This is a genomic window from Faecalibacter rhinopitheci (assembly GCF_015234135.1).
In the GTDB taxonomy this organism is placed as follows: Bacteria; Bacteroidota; Bacteroidia; order Flavobacteriales; family Weeksellaceae; genus Empedobacter; species Empedobacter rhinopitheci.
This window is the reverse complement of sequence record NZ_JADGIK010000005.1, coordinates 84,678-102,258: the sequence shown is the minus strand read 5'-3', so window position 1 is coordinate 102,258 and position 17,581 is coordinate 84,678. Positions and strand designations below refer to the sequence as shown.

General features: G+C 29.8%; 19 protein-coding genes. 11 read left to right on the top strand and 8 right to left on the bottom strand.

Features of this window, described 5'->3' with window-relative positions; genetic code table 11:
- Positions 1-43 precede the first annotated feature (43 nt).
- The 6 genes from IM532_RS08475 to nusB form a co-directional block, all read right to left on the bottom strand.
- Positions 44-739 carry a response regulator transcription factor gene (locus IM532_RS08475; protein ID WP_194183025.1) on the bottom strand — a complete coding sequence of 232 codons (696 nt, stop codon included), beginning with the start codon at positions 737-739 and terminating at the stop codon, positions 44-46.
- A gap of 4 nt (positions 740-743) precedes the next feature.
- Positions 744-2,294, bottom strand: a complete 1,551-nt coding sequence (locus IM532_RS08470) for a sensor histidine kinase (RefSeq protein WP_194183024.1) — start codon at positions 2,292-2,294, stop codon at positions 744-746.
- Between the two features lie 22 nt (positions 2,295-2,316).
- A complete protein-coding gene (gene coaE, locus IM532_RS08465) occupies positions 2,317-2,919 on the bottom strand; it encodes a dephospho-CoA kinase (RefSeq protein WP_194183023.1) in 603 nt (200 codons plus the stop codon).
- A 65-nt stretch (positions 2,920-2,984) separates the two neighbouring features.
- Positions 2,985-3,332, bottom strand: coding sequence for a preprotein translocase subunit YajC (gene yajC / locus IM532_RS08460; RefSeq protein WP_194183022.1), 348 nt, complete (start codon positions 3,330-3,332; stop codon positions 2,985-2,987).
- A gap of 19 nt (positions 3,333-3,351) precedes the next feature.
- Positions 3,352-3,843: a DUF1573 domain-containing protein gene (locus tag IM532_RS08455; RefSeq protein WP_194183021.1), complete on the bottom strand. Its 492-nt coding sequence runs from the start codon at positions 3,841-3,843 to the stop codon at positions 3,352-3,354.
- A 46-nt stretch (positions 3,844-3,889) separates the two neighbouring features.
- Entirely contained in the window at positions 3,890-4,837 is a 948-nt protein-coding gene (gene nusB / locus IM532_RS08450) for a transcription antitermination factor NusB (protein WP_194183020.1), read from the bottom strand.
- A gap of 63 nt (positions 4,838-4,900) precedes the next feature.
- Here nusB and IM532_RS08445 point away from each other — a divergent pair, with 63 nt between their 5' ends.
- Together IM532_RS08445 and IM532_RS08440 are read left to right on the top strand one after the other, a co-directional pair.
- Positions 4,901-6,661: an ABC transporter ATP-binding protein gene (locus IM532_RS08445; protein WP_194183019.1), complete on the top strand. Its 1,761-nt coding sequence runs from the start codon at positions 4,901-4,903 to the stop codon at positions 6,659-6,661.
- 115 nt (positions 6,662-6,776) lie between these two features.
- The gene (locus IM532_RS08440; RefSeq protein WP_194183018.1) at positions 6,777-7,160 is read left to right on the top strand and encodes a PUR family DNA/RNA-binding protein; all 384 of its coding nucleotides are present in this window, start codon (positions 6,777-6,779) and stop codon (positions 7,158-7,160) included.
- Between the two features lie 124 nt (positions 7,161-7,284).
- Here the strand turns inward: IM532_RS08440 and sucC are convergent, their stop codons facing one another.
- Positions 7,285-8,478, bottom strand: a complete 1,194-nt coding sequence (gene sucC, locus IM532_RS08435) for an ADP-forming succinate--CoA ligase subunit beta (RefSeq protein WP_194183017.1) — start codon at positions 8,476-8,478, stop codon at positions 7,285-7,287.
- 170 nt (positions 8,479-8,648) lie between these two features.
- Here sucC and IM532_RS08430 point away from each other — a divergent pair, with 170 nt between their 5' ends.
- The 5 genes from IM532_RS08430 to IM532_RS08410 all read left to right on the top strand — a co-directional run bounded on the left by IM532_RS08430 (position 8,649) and on the right by IM532_RS08410 (position 13,145).
- Complete coding sequence (locus tag IM532_RS08430; RefSeq protein ID WP_194183016.1) at positions 8,649-10,313, top strand: ArnT family glycosyltransferase; 1,665 nt, start codon at positions 8,649-8,651, stop codon at positions 10,311-10,313.
- Between the two features lie 20 nt (positions 10,314-10,333).
- Positions 10,334-11,008: an ABC transporter ATP-binding protein gene (locus IM532_RS08425; protein WP_194183015.1), complete on the top strand. Its 675-nt coding sequence runs from the start codon at positions 10,334-10,336 to the stop codon at positions 11,006-11,008.
- 6 nt (positions 11,009-11,014) lie between these two features.
- A complete protein-coding gene (locus tag IM532_RS08420; RefSeq protein ID WP_194183014.1) occupies positions 11,015-11,779 on the top strand; it encodes a TIGR02757 family protein in 765 nt (254 codons plus the stop codon).
- Between the two features lie 49 nt (positions 11,780-11,828).
- Positions 11,829-12,410, top strand: coding sequence for a helix-turn-helix domain-containing protein (locus IM532_RS08415; protein ID WP_194183013.1), 582 nt, complete (start codon positions 11,829-11,831; stop codon positions 12,408-12,410).
- A gap of 81 nt (positions 12,411-12,491) precedes the next feature.
- Positions 12,492-13,145, top strand: coding sequence for an alpha/beta hydrolase (locus IM532_RS08410; protein WP_194183012.1), 654 nt, complete (start codon positions 12,492-12,494; stop codon positions 13,143-13,145).
- Here IM532_RS08410 and IM532_RS08405 read toward each other — a convergent pair.
- Positions 13,140-13,655 carry a Smr/MutS family protein gene (locus IM532_RS08405; protein WP_194183011.1) on the bottom strand — a complete coding sequence of 172 codons (516 nt, stop codon included), beginning with the start codon at positions 13,653-13,655 and terminating at the stop codon, positions 13,140-13,142. The two genes, IM532_RS08410 and IM532_RS08405, sit on opposite strands and share 6 nt — an antisense overlap.
- Positions 13,656-13,751: 96 nt before the next feature.
- Here IM532_RS08405 and IM532_RS08400 point away from each other — a divergent pair, with 96 nt between their 5' ends.
- The 4 genes from IM532_RS08400 to IM532_RS08385 are packed head-to-tail and all read left to right on the top strand — an operon-like array spanning position 13,752 to position 17,578.
- Positions 13,752-14,942, top strand: coding sequence for a glycosyltransferase (locus tag IM532_RS08400; protein WP_228063693.1), 1,191 nt, complete (start codon positions 13,752-13,754; stop codon positions 14,940-14,942).
- On the top strand, positions 14,929-15,846 hold the full coding sequence (locus tag IM532_RS08395; RefSeq protein ID WP_194183010.1) for a glycosyltransferase family 2 protein: 918 nt from the start codon (positions 14,929-14,931) through the stop codon (positions 15,844-15,846). The genes IM532_RS08400 and IM532_RS08395 overlap by 14 nt, the downstream gene beginning before the upstream one ends.
- Positions 15,847-15,888: 42 nt before the next feature.
- Complete coding sequence (locus IM532_RS08390) at positions 15,889-17,028, top strand: glycosyltransferase (protein WP_194183009.1); 1,140 nt, start codon at positions 15,889-15,891, stop codon at positions 17,026-17,028.
- Position 17,029: 1 nt separating this feature from the next.
- A complete protein-coding gene (locus IM532_RS08385; RefSeq protein WP_194183008.1) occupies positions 17,030-17,578 on the top strand; it encodes a serine O-acetyltransferase in 549 nt (182 codons plus the stop codon).
- The last annotated feature ends 3 nt before the right edge of the window (positions 17,579-17,581 follow it).

Sequence of the window (17,581 nt, the reverse complement as noted above, 5' to 3'; positions counted from 1 at the left end):
GCCTCAACTAATGTTGAGGCTTTCTAATTTTATATAACTTAAATTATTCTTGTACTAATAATCTAAATCCTTCACCATGGATATTTACTATCTCAACAGCCGGATCTTTCTTTAAATACTTACGTAATTTAGCAATATACACATCCATAGAACGTGATGTAAAATAATTATCATCATGCCAAATACGAGTTAGTGCAATCTCACGAGGCATTAAATCATTTTTGTAGATAGCTAATAAACGTAATAATTCGTTTTCTTTAGGTGATAATTTCTGAGATTTACCATCGAAGATTAATTGTCTTAATTTTGCATTAAAATTAAATTTACCAATTTTAAAATCTTCTTGTTCAAATTTCTCTTCTTCACCAGAATTGCGTTGTAAAACTGCTTTAATTTTGTACAATAAAACTTCAGAATCAAATGGTTTTAAAATATAATCATCTGCTCCAATTTTGTAACCGTTTAAAACGTCTTCACGCATATTTTTTGCAGTTAAAAAGATAATTGGTTGTTCACTTTTTAACTCTTTGATTTCTTTTCCTAATGTAAACCCGTCTTTCTTAGGCATCATTACATCTAAGATGCATAAATCATAATCACTTTCCTTAAACTTAGTTAAACCGTCCTCTCCGTCGATGGCGTGAGTTACGTCGTAATCATTAATAACTAAATAATCTTTTAATACACTTCCAAAGCTAGGATCATCCTCTACTAAAAGTAATTTTTGTTTATCACTCATTGATCTATGATTTTAAAGGAATTTTAATATAAAAGGTACTCCCTTTTTCTGGTTCGCTTTCTGCCCAAACTTCTCCACCATGTAAATGGATAATTTTTTTGACATATGCCAAACCCAAGCCATGACCTTTTACATTATGTACATTCCCCGTTTCTTCTCTATAAAATTGTTCAAATATTTTTTTCAATACATTAGGAGACATCCCAATTCCTTTGTCTTTTACTTCAACAATAAAATGTGTGTCACTATTGTATGTTGATATTTTAATGTCAGGTTTCCCACTCGAATATTTACGTGCATTATCTAATACATTAATTATAATATTCTCTAAATGAAATGGATCACCATTAACAAATACTTTATCTGCTTTATATTCTTCAAATATTGTACCATTTCTTTCCTCTACAATAAAACGTATTGGTTCAACACTTTTTTGCACAATTCCGTTCATGTTAACGTCCTCAATATTAAGTTCCATTTGATTACGTTCTAGTTTTGCCATGCGTAAAACCATTTCAACATGTGCATTCATCCTTTTATTTTCTTGCTTTATTAAATCTGCATAATATTTAACCTTCTCAGGTTCAGATATAATTTTTGCATTTTTTAAAGCGTCTGAAGCAATGTTTATCGTTGCAATTGGAGTTTTAAACTCATGCGTCATATTGTTAATAAAATCAGTTTTAATTTCTGATATTCTACGCTGCATTTGCATATAGTAAATGGCTAACGCGAACACTGTTACTATAATCATAGTCAGAATAAATGTTAAAGATACTATCGGTATAACATCTCCTAATATGACATAATTTTGGTCCGGGAAATATGCTGTTAAATTATATACAGGATGGTCATCTTTGTCATAGAATAATGGAACAGTAAATTTGATATTTTTTTCTTTAAAATGTTCTGATTTTATATTTGTTAAAAGAGAATCTTTTGTGAAAACTCCAATCCTTGGTGTTGCCTTAATGCCAAATCTTGTCAGTTCTCTTTTAAAAATAGAGTCTAACATTTTATAAGAAATACGTTTGTCTAATGGCGTTGTTCCAGCATCCCAACGTGCCATATTCTCTATCATATATGTCCCATCTCTTAAAGATTCTTCTAAATTAAAATTTAAATTTTCAATTCCTTTAGAGGCAGAATCTTTATCGACTTTGTAAACTTTTTCTTGAGAATAAATATTGGCTTTCGTAATACTATCATTATACATCCCAGAAATTGGAAGCATCGACTTTTCAACTACATATTTTGTGACATAATAATATGTAACGCCTAAGGAGTCTTTTACAACTTGATGTGTAAAAACTTGTGGTTTATCTACATTAGCCTTTAACTCGTTATTTACATTATTAAGTTTATAATAATATTTTTCAATTTCATATTTATTAACCTTATCTGTAGTAGCATTCATTGCCTGATATACGCTGGAATTGAAATTTTCTAACCCAGATTGGAAAGTTAAATTCAACCAATAAAATTGGATGATCATTAATCCAATTAAAGCGATACTCATTATAGCAATTAATACTTTATAAAATCCTTTTTTCATGAGGTATAATTATTAGCTAAAATTACTGCTGTTTTTTGATTTTATCAGCAATAATTTCAATCTGTTTGTAGAGATGATTTAAATCTTTGCTATTGTCAATAATATAATTAGCATAAGTCAGTCTTTGATTTTCTGCCATCTGATTATTAATACGTGCTAAGATTTGATCTCTGGTTAAGCCATCTCTTTCTATAGTTCGTTGTATTCTGATTTCTTCATCAGCAGTTACAACAATAATTTTATCGCAATCTTTATAACTTCCGCTTTCTATTAATATAGCGGCTTCTTTTAGTACATAAGGAAAGTTTTGTTTTTGGATCCAATGTTCAAAATCATTAAAAACAGCAGGATGTACGATAGAATTTAAAGCTTGTAATTTAGATTTATCATTAAAAGTTTGCGCAGCAATAAAAGGTCTATTCATTCCATCTGAATTATAAGATTCTTCACCAAATAATTCTTTAATTTTATGGATAACCTCTATATCTTCATTTTGGATATTTCTTGCTCTTAAATCTGAATTATATAGCGGAAACCCTAAATTTTCAAAATACTTAGCTGCAGTTGTTTTGCCGGAACCTATACCACCAGTTATTCCTATAATCTGAGGTTTGTTGTTTTTCATGAATTGAAGATAAAACAAAATGCCGAGGTGAAATCCTCGGCATTATAATTTTAAGAAATATTTAATTATTTTTTCTCAGTTTCGTCTTCTACTACCTTAGCAGTAGCAGGTGAATTGTTATAACGAGCCATTGTTAATTCTCTTGAAATAGCAGCTTTTTCAAATCTAATTTTACCAGCTCCAGTTTCAATAATAACAGCATCATCAAAAATTTCATTTATTTTCCCATGAATACCAGAAGTTGTCACAACTTGAGAACCTCTTTTTATATCATTTTGAAACGCTTTTTCCTCGTTAGCTTTTTTCTTTTGTGGACGTATCATTAAAAAATACATTACCACAAACATACCACCTAACATTACTAGTGACATCATTCCGCCACCTCCAGCTTGTAAAAATATTGTTTGAATCATTATTCAGTTTTATAATTTATTATTGCCCGAAAGCTTGTTGTGCATCTTGTGCAGGTGGAGTCGCACCAGTTACATTAGCTGTAATGTTGAACTGTTCTGTTCCGTTTGCTGTATTAGTTTTTAACGTTACAGTTTTTTGTTGTTTTCCATTCATGTTTCCTGCAGTATATTCTACTTTAATAGAATCAGTAGCGCCAACTGCGATAGGAGTTTTAGGAAATTCTGGAACAGTACATCCACATGTAGCAGAAGCATCTTGTATGATTAATGGTGATTTACCATCGTTTGTAAATTTCACATAAGCTTGTACCTTTTCATTTGCCTTAACGTCTCCAAAATCGTGAGTAGCTTCAGCTAATGTCATTAAAGGAGCTGTAGCTGGATCTACAACATTTTCAGCTTGTTGTTGAACTTCTTCTTCTGAGTATAAATCTGTAGCAGATTCTTTCTTACAAGAAGTAGTTGCGAATAATAATGCAAATGCACCTAATATAAATACTTTAGTTTTCATCGAATTATAATTTTAGTTTCTCAAATTTATAAAAAATTATATAGAACTATAATAACCCTCGTCCGTATTTTGGTAAGTTGTTTCCTTCTTTTAACTCTTTTAAAGTTTTATCTAGGATTCCGTTAACAAAAATTCTTGATTTTTCTGTAGAATAATTTTTAGCTAACTCAATATATTCATTGATTGTTACCTTTCCTGGGATATTTGGGAAATATAAAAACTCTGTTAAAGCCATCTGTAAAATGATTAAATCAATTGTAGCAATACGATCTAATTCCCAGTTACTTGCTTTTTCTTCAATTATTTTACGCGTTTCTGATTGGTGACGCACTGTTTTACGGAATAAATCTTCTGTAAATTTTTTGTCATCATCATCTTTATAAACTTTAAAAAGATTAATTAAAGGTGAAGAGTTAGCTCTAAATGATTTTAAAGTGATATGAACCATAGAGTTAGCGATGTATAAATCATCTGCCCAATTTAATTGAACTCCTTCAAACCAATCGTGCAAGTCCTCATACTCAGCAATAAATTCTACGAATAGGTTGATGATAAACTCTTGATCTTCTTCAAAAGAATTTACACCACTATTCATATAATTTTTATATAAATCGCTTTCGATTAATTTATTGTAAATATTGTTTGGGTAAGTGTCATAGATATCCCAATTGTACACTTTTGTTTTTTCTGTGTAACGAGATAATTCTAAATTGTCATTAAGAATTTTGAACATTCTATTGTTGACAAACTTCATGTTCGGATTTAAATCTTCAGCCGTCTGAAAGTTTTTGTTTTTAGAAAGTTCAATTTTATTTGATGCAATTTCTTGCTGAACTTTCACTAAGTTTAGAATGTAGATGTATAAATCGTAAATTTGATCAATACTATTCATCAAAGTTTTTTCTACAATTCTTTCATCCCCTTCGGTTCCTAAACTGTTGTATGCATACACACGTTGCATAACTTTTTCGCGGAGCTGTCTTCTTCCCAACATAATTTCAATGATATAACGTCTATTAAGAGTGCAAAGATAAGTAAAAAGATGTAATTTTGTTTTGTGAAATCGTTACAGAAATTAAATAAATTTTTATGGAAGTATAAATGGAGGCTATTATTAGGCTTTATTTTTACCATTACTGCAAATTTTGTGCAAGTATTTTCCGTTACATATATTAGAGAAGCTATTAATGCTATAGAGAGTTTATTAGCAAATTATGAGTCTGGCTCTATAACTTCTATTGATGTTTTAAAGCAAGGATTAATGTATGCTAGTTTAGCTTTCTTAGGATTCAAAATTTTAGGAGGCTTACTAACTGTGGGAACTAGGCAAATGATTATTGTTACTTCTCGTTTGATAGAATTTGATCTTAAAAATAAAATTTATAAACATTATCAATATCTATCGCTTTCTTTTTATAAAAAGAACAAGACGGGAGATTTAATGAACCGAATAACCGAAGATGTAGCTCTTGTGCGTATGTATCTAGGTCCTGGGATTATGTATCCTGTGGATCTACTTTCTCGTGTATTAATTATAGGGTATTTTATGTCGCGTGTAGATTGGGATTTAACACTTTATACCTTATTACCTTTACCAGTTTTATCAATATTAATTTACAATGTAGCAAATAAGATTAATCAGCGAAGTAAGAAGGTGCAACAACAACAATCGGCAATTTCTTCTTCGGTACAAGATACTTTTGCAGGAATTAGAGTAATTAAATCTTTTAATACAGAAGAATACGTTAAAACTAATTACGAAACAGAAGCCCAAGACTATAAAACTAAAGCTTTGCATTTATCGCAAATTCAAGCTGCATTCGGACCATTAATGGTTATTGTTGTGGGTATTTCAAATTTAATAATTCTTTATTTAGGAGGTTTAAAATATATCAGTGGAGATTTAGATATTGGAGCTATTGCCGAATTCTTTCTTTATTTAAATATGTTAATTTGGCCTTTTACATCTTTAGGATGGATTACAACTGTAGTACAAAGAGCAGAAGCATCTATGACACGTATCAATGAATTTTTGAATTATAAATCTGAAATTATAGATACACCGAATAACGTAATTGATTTAAAAGGAGACATTGAATTTGAAAATATATCATACGTATATGATAATACAGGAATAAAAGCATTAGATGGAATCTCATTTAAGATTAATAAAGGAGAAACATTAGCTATCTTAGGGAAAACAGGGTCAGGAAAATCAACAATCGCTTTATTAGTTGCTAGATTGTTAGAGCCTACTTCTGGAAAAATATTTTTTGATGGACATGATATGCACGAAATAAGTGTAGATTCTATTCGAAAAGAAATAGGTTATGTGCCTCAAGAAGCTTTCTTGTTTTCTGATACTTTAAAAAATAATATATTATTCGGATCTGATGAAACTGATATAGAAGTTGCAAAACATTTTGCTAAGAAAGCAGTTGTGCATGACAATATAGAAGGTTTCAAAGAGAAATACGATACTGTTGTAGGAGAAAGAGGAGTGACACTTTCTGGAGGTCAGAAACAAAGAGTATCTATCGCTCGTGCCTTAGTAAATAATCCAAACATATTAATCTTTGACGATAGTTTATCTGCTGTAGATACAGAAACAGAAGAGAAGATTCTTAATAATCTTGCAGGTGATTTAGAGAGTAATACTTCGATTATTATAACTCATCGTGTTTCGTCTGCAAAAAATGCCAATCAAATTATTTTCTTAGATAATGGAAAAATAGTAGAACGTGGTACTCATGAAGAGTTGTTAAGTATGAAGGGCTTTTATTATGAACTTTATAATAAACAAGTGTCAGACTCTTAAAATATTGCATTTTTTTATTAAAATAATAGTTTTGTGAGTAAGATATAGTTGTTATTTGATATTTTTTTTTAGTTTTGTTAAGATACTTTTAACAAAATAAACTCTATAAGGCCATATGAACGAATTTGATAATCAAGAAAAAATGGAAGCGGACGGAATATTTTCTAAGATTTTACGAGCTGGAAGACGTACGTATTTTTTCGATGTAAGAGAGACGAGAGCAGGGGATTACTATTTGACAATCACAGAGAGTAAAAAGAACACAGGTGATGATGGATCTTTTTTTTACAAAAAACACAAAATCTATTTATATAAAGAAGATTTTGAAAGCTTCAAAGATTTATTAGATGAAACTACACAATATGTGTTTCAAAATAAAGGAGAAGAAGTGATTTCAGAAAGACATCAAAAGGATTTTGACACCAAAAAAATTAAAGAAGATATAACAGTTTCGCCAGGAATTGAATCTTTTACAAATATTGATTTTGAAGATATTTAAATACAAATTTATCATATAAAATAAACCCATCTTTACTTATAAAGATGGGTTTATTTTTTGTTTTATATAGAAATGAAAAAAGTCTTTTGAAAAAATCAAAAGACTTTAAAATAATTATAAAAAATTAAGCAACTAATTCTTTTACTTTATCTGCTGCATCTTGTAAAGTAATTGCAGAGTGAACTTTAAATCCTGACTCGTCAATCATTTTCTTCGCAATTTCAGCATTAGTACCTTGTAAACGAACGATGATTGGAACATTGATTTCGTCTCCCATATTTTTATAAGCATCTAAAATACCTTGGGCAACACGATCACAACGAACGATACCACCAAAAATATTTACTAAGATAGCTTCTACATTTTCATCTTTTAAGATGATACGGAAAGCTTTCTCTACACGTTCAGCATCTGCAGTACCACCAACGTCTAAGAAATTTGCTGGGTTACCACCAGATAATTTAATAATGTCCATAGTAGCCATTGCTAAACCTGCTCCGTTTACCATACAACCAACATTACCGTCTAATTTAACAAAGTTTAAACCAGCTTCACCAGCTTCAACTTCTGTTTCATCTTCTTCACGTGTATCACGTAAAGCAGCAATGTCTGGGTGACGGAATAAAGAGTTATCGTCGATAGTTACTTTAGCATCAACTGCAATAATTTTATTATCTGAAGTTTTTAAAACTGGATTGATTTCAAACATAGAAGCATCAATAGCAACATACGCATTGTATAATGCTGTAATGAATTTAACTCCTTCTTTGAAAGCATTTCCTGATAAACCTAAGTTAAATGCAATTTTACGAGCTTGGAAACCTTGAATTCCTACAGTAGGATCAATATCTTCTGTAAAAATTTTATCTGGAGTATTTTCTGCAACTTCTTCAATATCCATTCCACCTTCGGTAGAATACATAATCATGTTTTTTCCTGTAGCGCGATCTAATAAAACTGATACATAGTACTCTTCAGTTTCAGATTCACCCGGATAGTATACATCTTCTGCAATATATATTTGATGTACTTTTTTTCCTTCTGCAGAGGTTTGAGGAGTGATTAATTGCATACCAATAATATCAGTAGCTCTCTCTTTTACCTCATCTAAGTTTTTGGCTAATTTAACTCCTCCACCTTTACCGCGACCACCTGCGTGAATTTGAGCTTTCACAACATGCCATCCTGTTCCGGTTTCTTCAGTTAATTTTTTTGCGGCTTCAACAGCTTCTTCTGGTGTAGTAGCAACAATTCCTCGTTGTACTGTTACGCCATATTTACTAAGAATTTCTTTTCCTTGATATTCGTGAAGATTCATTTTTTTTGATTTTTCTAGCTACAAAAATATAATAAATGTTGAGGTATTCTAAATTTTGGCGGATTAATTTTATCAGGTCAAATAAATATCAGTTAATTCTTTACAACTTTAGATGAGTTTTAATTTAAAATTTATTGAAATATATTTTAAGTTTGTTTGTTTATAATGTTATGAAGATGAACTTAAAAGTATTTTTAATAATAGTATTTTTCGTTAATATTTTACAGGGTATTTATACACCAGTAATTGATGATGAAGCCTATTATTGGATGTGGAGTTTAAAATTGGATTTTGGTTATTTTGACCATCCTCCTCTAATTGCACTATGGATTAAGCTATCAAATTTATTGTTTGAACAAGAAATTGGTACACGTTTTTTTACCATATTATTTAATACAATAACAGCTTTACTCTTTTGGAAATTAGTAGAACCAAAAACTAAATCAGCGATTAAATTATTTTGTATTACTTATTTTAGTTTAATATTTGTTCAGATTTTTTCCTTTATTTCTACACCAGATGCACCACTTTTATTTTTTACTGTTTTATATTTATATGTATTAAAAAAGTATTTACTTCAATCTAATTATTTCTGGACAATTTTATTAGGGATTAGTTTTGCAGGAATTATGTATAGTAAATATCATGGGGTGTTGGTTTTAGTATTTACATTATTACCTATTCTTAATAAAATTTATAAAAATGGCACATTTTATCTTGCTATATTTATTTCATTAATATTATATAGTCCTCATTTCTATTGGTTATATCAACATGACTTTCCGCCAATTTCTTATCATTTTGTAGATAGAAGTGCTGAAGAGAAGTTTGATATTACTCGTACATTAATTTACGTAGTTACAGCAATAGGTTGTAGTTTGGGATTACTAAGCATATACTTAGGAAAAGCATTATACAAGTTTAAGCCAAATAGCTCTTTTGAAAAATCATTATGGTGGTTGGCAATAGGACCTTTTTTCTTTTTCTTGTTCGCAAGTTTTAAAGATTCTGTTCAAGCGCAATGGTTAGCGATCAGTTATATAGCATGTGGAGTACTATTTTATATTTATTTTTCAGGAAAATCAGATCTAAAATTATTGATGAAAATAGGTGTAATAAATGTATCGATTCTCATAGCGGGAAGGATTCTAGTTATTATTCCTGCATTATCTCCATTTTATGAGACTAAGGATTTTGGAAAAAGTTTTAATGAATTGGAAGGTGATGTAGTTGCTTTTGAAAAATATCAAGAAGCATCTGTTTTTCAATTTTATAATAGAGATCATATAGGAGTAGTTTATCGCACATTGGGTAACAGAAATAGTCAATTTACGATGTGGAATGATGAAAAATTACTTGAGGAACCATTTATATTTGCTACAAAATGGATACAGTCTAACGATTCTGTAGTGAATAAAAAAGGTACTTATTACTTACAACCTATAAAAAATTATATGCCAATTCATGAGGTAAATGCGTCATTCTTAAAGGTAAATAATAAGTTGATTGAAGGGAGTTCTATCGATGATGTTATAAATAGTTCTAGTACTTTTACACTACAATTTTCAAATATAGATTTGGATTTATTTCGTAGTAAAGGATATGAATTAAAGTTACTTCTTACAAAAGATAAACAATATAATATTATCAAAGATATTCCTATTACAATGGGAGATCTAGAATCTGTCGAAGGTAATGACTCGGTTTATCAATTTAATAAAGAAATTATATTTGATCTGGAGGAAGGAGAATATATTGCATATATAGGGATTACTCCTCCGGAGCTTATTACAAAATATTTATCTAAACCTTTAAAAATAAATCTTTCTGAATAGTTTTATATCTTTACAGCATCATGATAAAAGCAACAAATATTGTTAAAAAATACGGTGAGCTAGAAGTGCTGAAAAGTGTTTCTCTAGAAATTGCCGAACGCGAAATTGTTTCAATCGTTGGAGCATCTGGAGCAGGTAAAACTACGTTGTTACAAATATTAGGAACTCTAGAAAAAAGTTCTGAACCTAAAAAATATCAAACAGAAATTTTGATTAATAATCAAGATATTACAAAACTTTCTGATCGTGAATTATCAAAATTTAGAAATGAAAATATTGGATTTATATTTCAATTTCATCAATTATTACCTGAGTTTAACGCTTTAGAAAATATTTGTATTCCTGCCTTTATTAGAAAAACGAATAAATCTGAGGCAGAAAAAAAAGCAAAAGAATTGATGTCTTATCTAGGATTATCTAGCCGTTTACATCATAAGCCCAACCAATTGTCGGGTGGAGAGCAGCAACGTGTTGCTGTGGCACGTGCCTTGATTAATCAGCCGAAAGTTGTATTTGCAGACGAACCATCGGGAAATCTAGATTCTAAGAATGCAGAAGAGCTACATGATTTGTTTTTTAAATTAAGAGATGAGTTTGGTCAAACTTTTGTGATAGTTACACATAACGAAGAATTAGCAACTCTTACGGACAGAAAATTAGTTATGCATGACGGCTTTTTTCAAAATGAATTATAAATAGAAATGACGATTGATGAATTAAAAGATTTTTTGGAAGAAAAAGTTATTCAATACAATACTTTAGATTTTATTGATTCAGATCCAGTTCAAATTCCACATCAATTTCACACAAAGGAAGATATTGAAATAGCAGGATTTCTTGCTGCAACTATTGCATGGGGAAACAGGAAAATGATAATCAATAATGCGCATAAGATGATGAATTTGTTAGGAAATTCTCCTTATGATTTTGTAATGAATCATACTGAAAATGATTTAGAAAAATTTGAAGGTTTTGTGCATAGGACTTTTAATGCAGATGATCTAAGAGTTTTTATACGTAGTTTAAAACATATATATACCAAATATGGAGGTTTAGAAAATATATTTGTTACTTATCAATCAGAAGAATCTTTACAAGAAGCTATTTCAAAATTTAAAACTTTATTTTTTGAAACAAATTCTTTAGATAGAACAAAGAAGCATATTTCAGATCCGTTAAATAATTCTGCTGCTAAAAGAATAAATATGTGGCTGCGTTGGATGGTAAGAAATGATGCGAATGGAGTGGATTTAGGAATATGGAATTCTATTTCAACTTCAAAATTATCTTGTCCGTTAGATGTTCATTCAGGTAATGTTGCTAGAAAATTAGGTGTTTTAACACGTAAGCAAAATGATGCAAAAGCGGTGATTGAATTAGATAATAAATTAAGACAAATGGATAATTATGATCCTGTAAAATATGATTTCGCTCTATTTGGATTGGGTGTATTCGAAGGTTTTTAATACATTAGTTTTTTAAAAAATAATATTCAAAAATATATAATAGTCTTTTATGATAAATGTACTAGTAGGTGAGGTATTTAAGAAATTAGAGTTAGAAGGAGAACAAAAAAATAACTATGCCATATCTAATTATGGGCGTCTCGCACGATATACAGAAACCATAGAAGATGGTTCAGAGTTAAAAGGATCGTTGGTAAATGGATATAAAGTATTCAGATATAAAACGTCAAAAAATGGTAAAATAAGTAATCATTCAAAAATGTTTTCTCGAATGGTAGCCGAGCATTTTTTAGAAACTCCATCTAATGATCAAACTTATTTACTACATAAAGACTATAAAAAAGATAATTGCCAAGCTACTAACTTATTTTGGGCAAATAAAGAAGAATTTAAAATTCATTTCATGAATAGTCCATTATATGAAGAAGGAAAAAAGAAATCACAATTAACTCGCCAAAAAATGGATGGGAATAAATTGACTTCTACACAAGTAATGCGCATTAAAAAGATGTTAGCAGACCCGGATCGCAAGACAAGGTTAAAAATAATTGCGAAACAATTTGGAATAAGTGAAATGCAGTTGTATCGAATAAAATCTGGTGAAAACTGGGGACATATAAAAATTAATTAAATAAAAAAAACGTCAAATCAATAAGTGGTCTTGACGTTTTTTTATGCTATAAATTATATTTTTACGGTAAATAAGAATAATATGAAAGAATTAAAAGGAATAAAATATATCGAAAGAAAGCCTACTGTTGCAACATCTAATCCACAATTATTTTTATTAATTCACGGATATGGAAGTCATGAAGAGGATTTATTTGGTTTCGCAAATGATTTGCCAGAATCAGCTCATATAATATCTGTAAGAGCAAGATATGATTTGATGTATGGCGGATATGCTTGGTATGATATTAGTTTTGAAGGGAAAGAGAAACATATGGATAGCGACCAAGCTTTAGAATCAAGAGATGCATTAGTGGAATTTATAGATGCTATTGTAGCGCAAGAAAATTTGGACTCTACGAATGTGTTTCTAGCAGGATTTAGTCAAGGAGCGATCCTAAGTTATTCCATTGCATTAAATTTTCCTGATAAAGTAAAAAATGTAATGATTTTGAGTGGTTATCCAGAATTTAAAATTATTGGTGATTTTAATCGAACAAAAGATTTTTCTCAACTTAATTTCTTCATTTCACACGGAAACGAAGATGCAATTTTACCTGTAGGAGCAGCAAGATTAGGAAAAGAATTATTAGATGATTTAGATATAAAAAATGAATACCATGAATACAGAAGTGGTCATGGTATTATTCCTCAAAATTATTTTGATTTAATGGCTTTTATAAAAAAAGCTCTATAAATATTTTACTTCTATGGCGTCTCCATGATATTCTTTTAATGAGGCGTCGTAGAATTCTATATTCGTATAACGGTATAATAATTCCGTTAATTCTTTTCTTAGGATTCCTTTCCCATAACCATGAATTAGGATTAATCTAATCTGATTTTCTAACATAGCACGTTCAATTTCATTTCGGGCTACATCAATTTGTAACTGTAAAATTTCAGAATTGTCCATTGTTTTCCAATCGTCTGTAAGATTTTCAATGTGCAAATCAATTTCCCTAGTTACATAAGGATGACGATGCGACTTTCTAAAAGTTTTAAAAACAGCTTTTGTAATTTCTTTTACCTCAATATCTTTAAATTCATCATAATCAATTTCAATATCTTTGATTAATTCAGAATTGTTATATTCATATTCAAAACCAAATTCATCGTTGAAGTAGACACAATCGGCTTTTGTTCTGGTTACAACACCAGAAATATCATCATCTATAACTTTTACTTTTTGACCTATTTTGAACATGAAACAAAATTAGTGAAAATTAAATAATTATTATTCAACGCGAGATAGAGGAATTAGTTTAACAATTGTATTTTTGTGTTCAATCCTGATTGATACATGAATTCAACTAAACCTATAAAAAAAATTAAAGTACTTTTTCGCCTACGATCATTAGAAATGGGTGGAGTGCCTAGAGTCGTTTTAGATTTGTTACGTAATTTACCAAAAGATAAATTTGAATTTACTTTAATGCTTAATTTATATCAAGGGGAATTGATACAAGACATTCCTAAGGATATAAACTTAATTACTATTGAAAAGGGGAAAGAACAAATGAGTTCTAGTCCAATTATCCAGAAAATGCAATTAGCTTGGAGAAGATTAAAACTTGAAATCTACGATCGATTTCCTTCATTATTATATGCTATAAAGGTTCCTGAACAATATGATATAGAAGTATCGCCAGGTTATGCTGAGTTTGATATGGTTTTGAATTCGCCTAATAAGAAATCAAGGAAAATAGGATGGTTTCATTCAGATGTTGGATATGATAAAGATGAAGATCGGGTAATGAGCAGAATCGAAAAGATGAAACGATTTGATTTTATGATTTTTGGTTCAAAACAAACACGTCAGGTCATTGAAGATTTGTATCAAGTTACTTATCCGAAGAGCACAGTAATTTATAATGTAATTAAAGTAAAAGAAGTTCTAAAAAAGGCTGAGTTATTTGTGCACAATTATAATACAAAATTTCCAGTATTTTCTTCGATGGGAAGATTACATAATCGTAAAGGGTATCATACTTTAATGAATGTGCATAAGCGTTTGTTAGATGATGGTTTTTTACACAAAATAGCAATTGTAGGTGGTGGAAATGAAATGGAAAATTTAATTAACCAAAGAAAACAATTGGGGGTGGAAGATTCTTTTATTTTACTCGATACACAAACCAATCCTTATCCATATATCAAAGCTGCTGATTATTTTATTTTACCTACACAATCGGAATCTTATCCGTTAGTAATAGGAGAGGTGATGTGTATGCGAAAACCGATTATTTCGACAAATGTTGGAGGAATTGCCGAAATGATTGAGGATGGAATAGATGGAGTTTTGATAAAATATAATGAAAACGAAATGTATGAAGCGATGAAGTCATTTATTACAAATCCAACTTTAGTTCAAAAGTTAATTGGCGGTACGGAAAATGCAGAAAATAAATTTGATGAAAATGAAATTTATCGTCAAATTACAGAAGTTTTCGAAAATCAGTATAAATTGAAATTAAAAAATGAAAGAGTTTAAAATTACAATTGTCACTCCTTCATATAATCGTGCACATACTTTACCGCGTGTCTATGAATCTTTAAAAAATCAAACGTTTAAAGATTTTAAGTGGCTCATTATGGATGATGGTTCTACCGATAACACAAGTGAAATTGTAAAATCGTTTCAAGAAGAAAATCGCATTGAAATTGATTATTTTTGGAATGAAAATCAACATAAATTCATTACAGTTTTTGAAGGTATAAGAAAAGTCACTTCATCCTATTTTATGATAGTTGATTCAGATGATTCTTATCCAGAAAATTCATTGGCGATTTTATTTGATGAGGTTGAGAATATACCTAATCAAGATGATTTTATTTCAGTAATGGGATTATCTCAATTTGAAGACGGTTCTATAGTAGGTCATCAATACCCAAACAACGGCTTTGATGGATCTATTTTCGATATGCGTTATAAATATAAAGTGAGAGGAGATAAATTTGGTATTTTTATTACGAAAACATACCAACGTTTATTGTCTAAATTTGATTATTCTATATATATTAATAAAGGATATATTCCGCAAGCTGTTTTTTTTAATACGTATGATTCTAAGGGTATTAAAACAAGATTTGTAAACAAGGTTGTGCGTAATTATCATTTAGATGACAATGATGAAAATTCAGTATCGAATACGAGATGGACAGGTAAAAATACATTTGGATTGATGGAAGGGTATAAATCTTTTCTTAATTCGTACGGAAATCGTTTATATAAATATCCCAAAACTTTAGTAAGAAATATTGTAGGATATCAGATGTATTCTATAATTAATAATACAGGAATAATAATGATTATTAAAGAATTAGAACATTTCAAAATATTATCAACATTTTTATATCCATTAACAAGACTGTATAAAAAACTAAATAAGGTATAGTTTGCAATATATTTTTACTTTTGCCTAACCTAAAACTTAACTATGAAAAAGAAAATATTAATACGTATAGGATCACTTCGTCACGGAGGTGCTGAAAAGGTATTAGTAACTTTTTTAAAAAATCTTTCACCAGACAAATATGAAATTGATTTGTTGTTGAATCTTTATTCCGGTAAATATTTAAAAGATGTACCGTCTTGGATTAATATTTACTATTTGAATAAAGGGGAAATGATTACAACTAATCGACCACAAGATATTCCAGAAAAAGTTTTTAGAGTAATCTATCAAACGATTCTGAAGAAGTTCCCAAAATTGTTGTATAAATTTATCTTACCCCAAAAAATATATGATATCGAATTTGCTGCAATTCACGGAATGGCCGATGAAATTCTAAATTCTCCCATTAAATCTTCTAAGAAAATTGTTTGGATTCATAACGATTTATCAAACATACCAGAATATACAAATGAACGTTTGAAATCATTTTTCGAATTTGATCGTATTTTGGTGATTTCAGAGAAGATTAATCAACTGTTTTTAGATTTAGCGATTTCGGAAAATGAAAAGAAGAAAGTCGTTCGAATTTATAATCCGATTGATGTAGAAGAAATCAAACGTTTAGCAAAACGACCTTGTGATTTGCCTAAAATCGAAAATGAGCTGACGTTTGTGTCAATTGGTACTGTTTTTCCACAAAAAGGATTTGATCGTTTATTAAGAGCGCATCGACGTTTATTAGATAAAGGATTTAAACATCAGGTTTGGATTGTAGGTGATGGTTATGATTTTCCGAATATCAAAAAATTAGTAGATGAGCTCCAAATAAATGATACAGCGCATTTAATTGGTTTCAAAGAAAATCCATATCCGTATTTCATCAAATCAGATTATTATATTTTGTCTTCGCGTTACGAAGGTTATCCAACTGTTTTATTTGAAGCAATGACATTGGCTAAGCCTATAATTGCAACCGATGTTTCTGGAGTCAGAGAAATGTTGAATGATGGTGAATTAGGTCATATCATTGAAAATTCAGAAGAAGCGATTTACGACGGATTGAAATATTTTATTCAACATCCTGAAGAAGCGAAAAAATATCAACAAAATATTGAAGCAAAAGCATTACCTTTTGAGTTAAGTAATGCAGTAAATTCCATCGAGAAATATTTAAATGATTAAGATGAGAACAATTATTCAGAAAGATTTTTACAGAAACTTTGGATATTGGACCAATTCACCTTTTCTGAAAGGGTTTATGAGTCCAGGTTTTCGTTTTATTTATTGTTTAAGAAAAGCACAACAATATCCGACAAAACATCCTCTAGGATTGATTTATCGCTTATTATTGAGAAGATATTCCATTAAATATGGGTATCAAATTTCTGCGAAATCAGAAATTGGACCAGGCTTAAATTTAGGACATTGGGGACACGTGGTTGTGAATCCAAAAGCTAAAATAGGGAAGAATTGCAATATTGCACATGGTGTAACTCTAGGTCAAACCAATCGTGGAAAGTCGAAAGGTTTTCCAACGTTAAAAGATGATGTTTGGGTGGGTACGAATGCCGTAATTGTAGGTGGAATTACAATCGGAAATAACGTTTTAATTGCACCAAATAGTTACGTGACACAAGATGTGCCGGATAATTCGATTGTGATGGGAAATCCAATGCAAATTATCCCGAATGAAAAAGCAACGGAAGGATACATCAACAATAGAATCGATTAATTT

Excerpts from the sequence above, each read along its gene's own strand:
- IM532_RS08420 (WP_194183014.1), top strand. The coding sequence starts at position 11,015 with ATGACGATTGATGAATTAAAAGATTTTTTGGAAGAAAAAGTTATTCAA.
- IM532_RS08410 (WP_194183012.1), top strand. The coding sequence starts at position 12,492 with ATGAAAGAATTAAAAGGAATAAAATATATCGAAAGAAAGCCTACTGTT.
- IM532_RS08430 (WP_194183016.1), top strand. The coding sequence starts at position 8,649 with ATGAAGATGAACTTAAAAGTATTTTTAATAATAGTATTTTTCGTTAAT.
- IM532_RS08440 (WP_194183018.1), top strand. The coding sequence starts at position 6,777 with ATGAACGAATTTGATAATCAAGAAAAAATGGAAGCGGACGGAATATTT.
- sucC (WP_194183017.1), bottom strand. The coding sequence starts at position 8,478 with ATGAATCTTCACGAATATCAAGGAAAAGAAATTCTTAGTAAATATGGC.
- IM532_RS08400 (WP_228063693.1), top strand. The coding sequence starts at position 13,752 with ATGAATTCAACTAAACCTATAAAAAAAATTAAAGTACTTTTTCGCCTA.
- IM532_RS08390 (WP_194183009.1), top strand. The coding sequence starts at position 15,889 with ATGAAAAAGAAAATATTAATACGTATAGGATCACTTCGTCACGGAGGT.
- IM532_RS08385 (WP_194183008.1), top strand. The coding sequence starts at position 17,030 with ATGAGAACAATTATTCAGAAAGATTTTTACAGAAACTTTGGATATTGG.
- IM532_RS08470 (WP_194183024.1), bottom strand. The coding sequence starts at position 2,294 with ATGAAAAAAGGATTTTATAAAGTATTAATTGCTATAATGAGTATCGCT.
- IM532_RS08395 (WP_194183010.1), top strand. The coding sequence starts at position 14,929 with ATGAAAGAGTTTAAAATTACAATTGTCACTCCTTCATATAATCGTGCA.
- IM532_RS08475 (WP_194183025.1), bottom strand. The coding sequence starts at position 739 with ATGAGTGATAAACAAAAATTACTTTTAGTAGAGGATGATCCTAGCTTT.
- nusB (WP_194183020.1), bottom strand. The coding sequence starts at position 4,837 with ATGTTGGGAAGAAGACAGCTCCGCGAAAAAGTTATGCAACGTGTGTAT.
- coaE (WP_194183023.1), bottom strand. The coding sequence starts at position 2,919 with ATGAAAAACAACAAACCTCAGATTATAGGAATAACTGGTGGTATAGGT.
- IM532_RS08415 (WP_194183013.1), top strand. The coding sequence starts at position 11,829 with ATGATAAATGTACTAGTAGGTGAGGTATTTAAGAAATTAGAGTTAGAA.
- IM532_RS08455 (WP_194183021.1), bottom strand. The coding sequence starts at position 3,843 with ATGAAAACTAAAGTATTTATATTAGGTGCATTTGCATTATTATTCGCA.
- IM532_RS08405 (WP_194183011.1), bottom strand. The coding sequence starts at position 13,655 with ATGTTCAAAATAGGTCAAAAAGTAAAAGTTATAGATGATGATATTTCT.
- IM532_RS08425 (WP_194183015.1), top strand. The coding sequence starts at position 10,334 with ATGATAAAAGCAACAAATATTGTTAAAAAATACGGTGAGCTAGAAGTG.
- yajC (WP_194183022.1), bottom strand. The coding sequence starts at position 3,332 with ATGATTCAAACAATATTTTTACAAGCTGGAGGTGGCGGAATGATGTCA.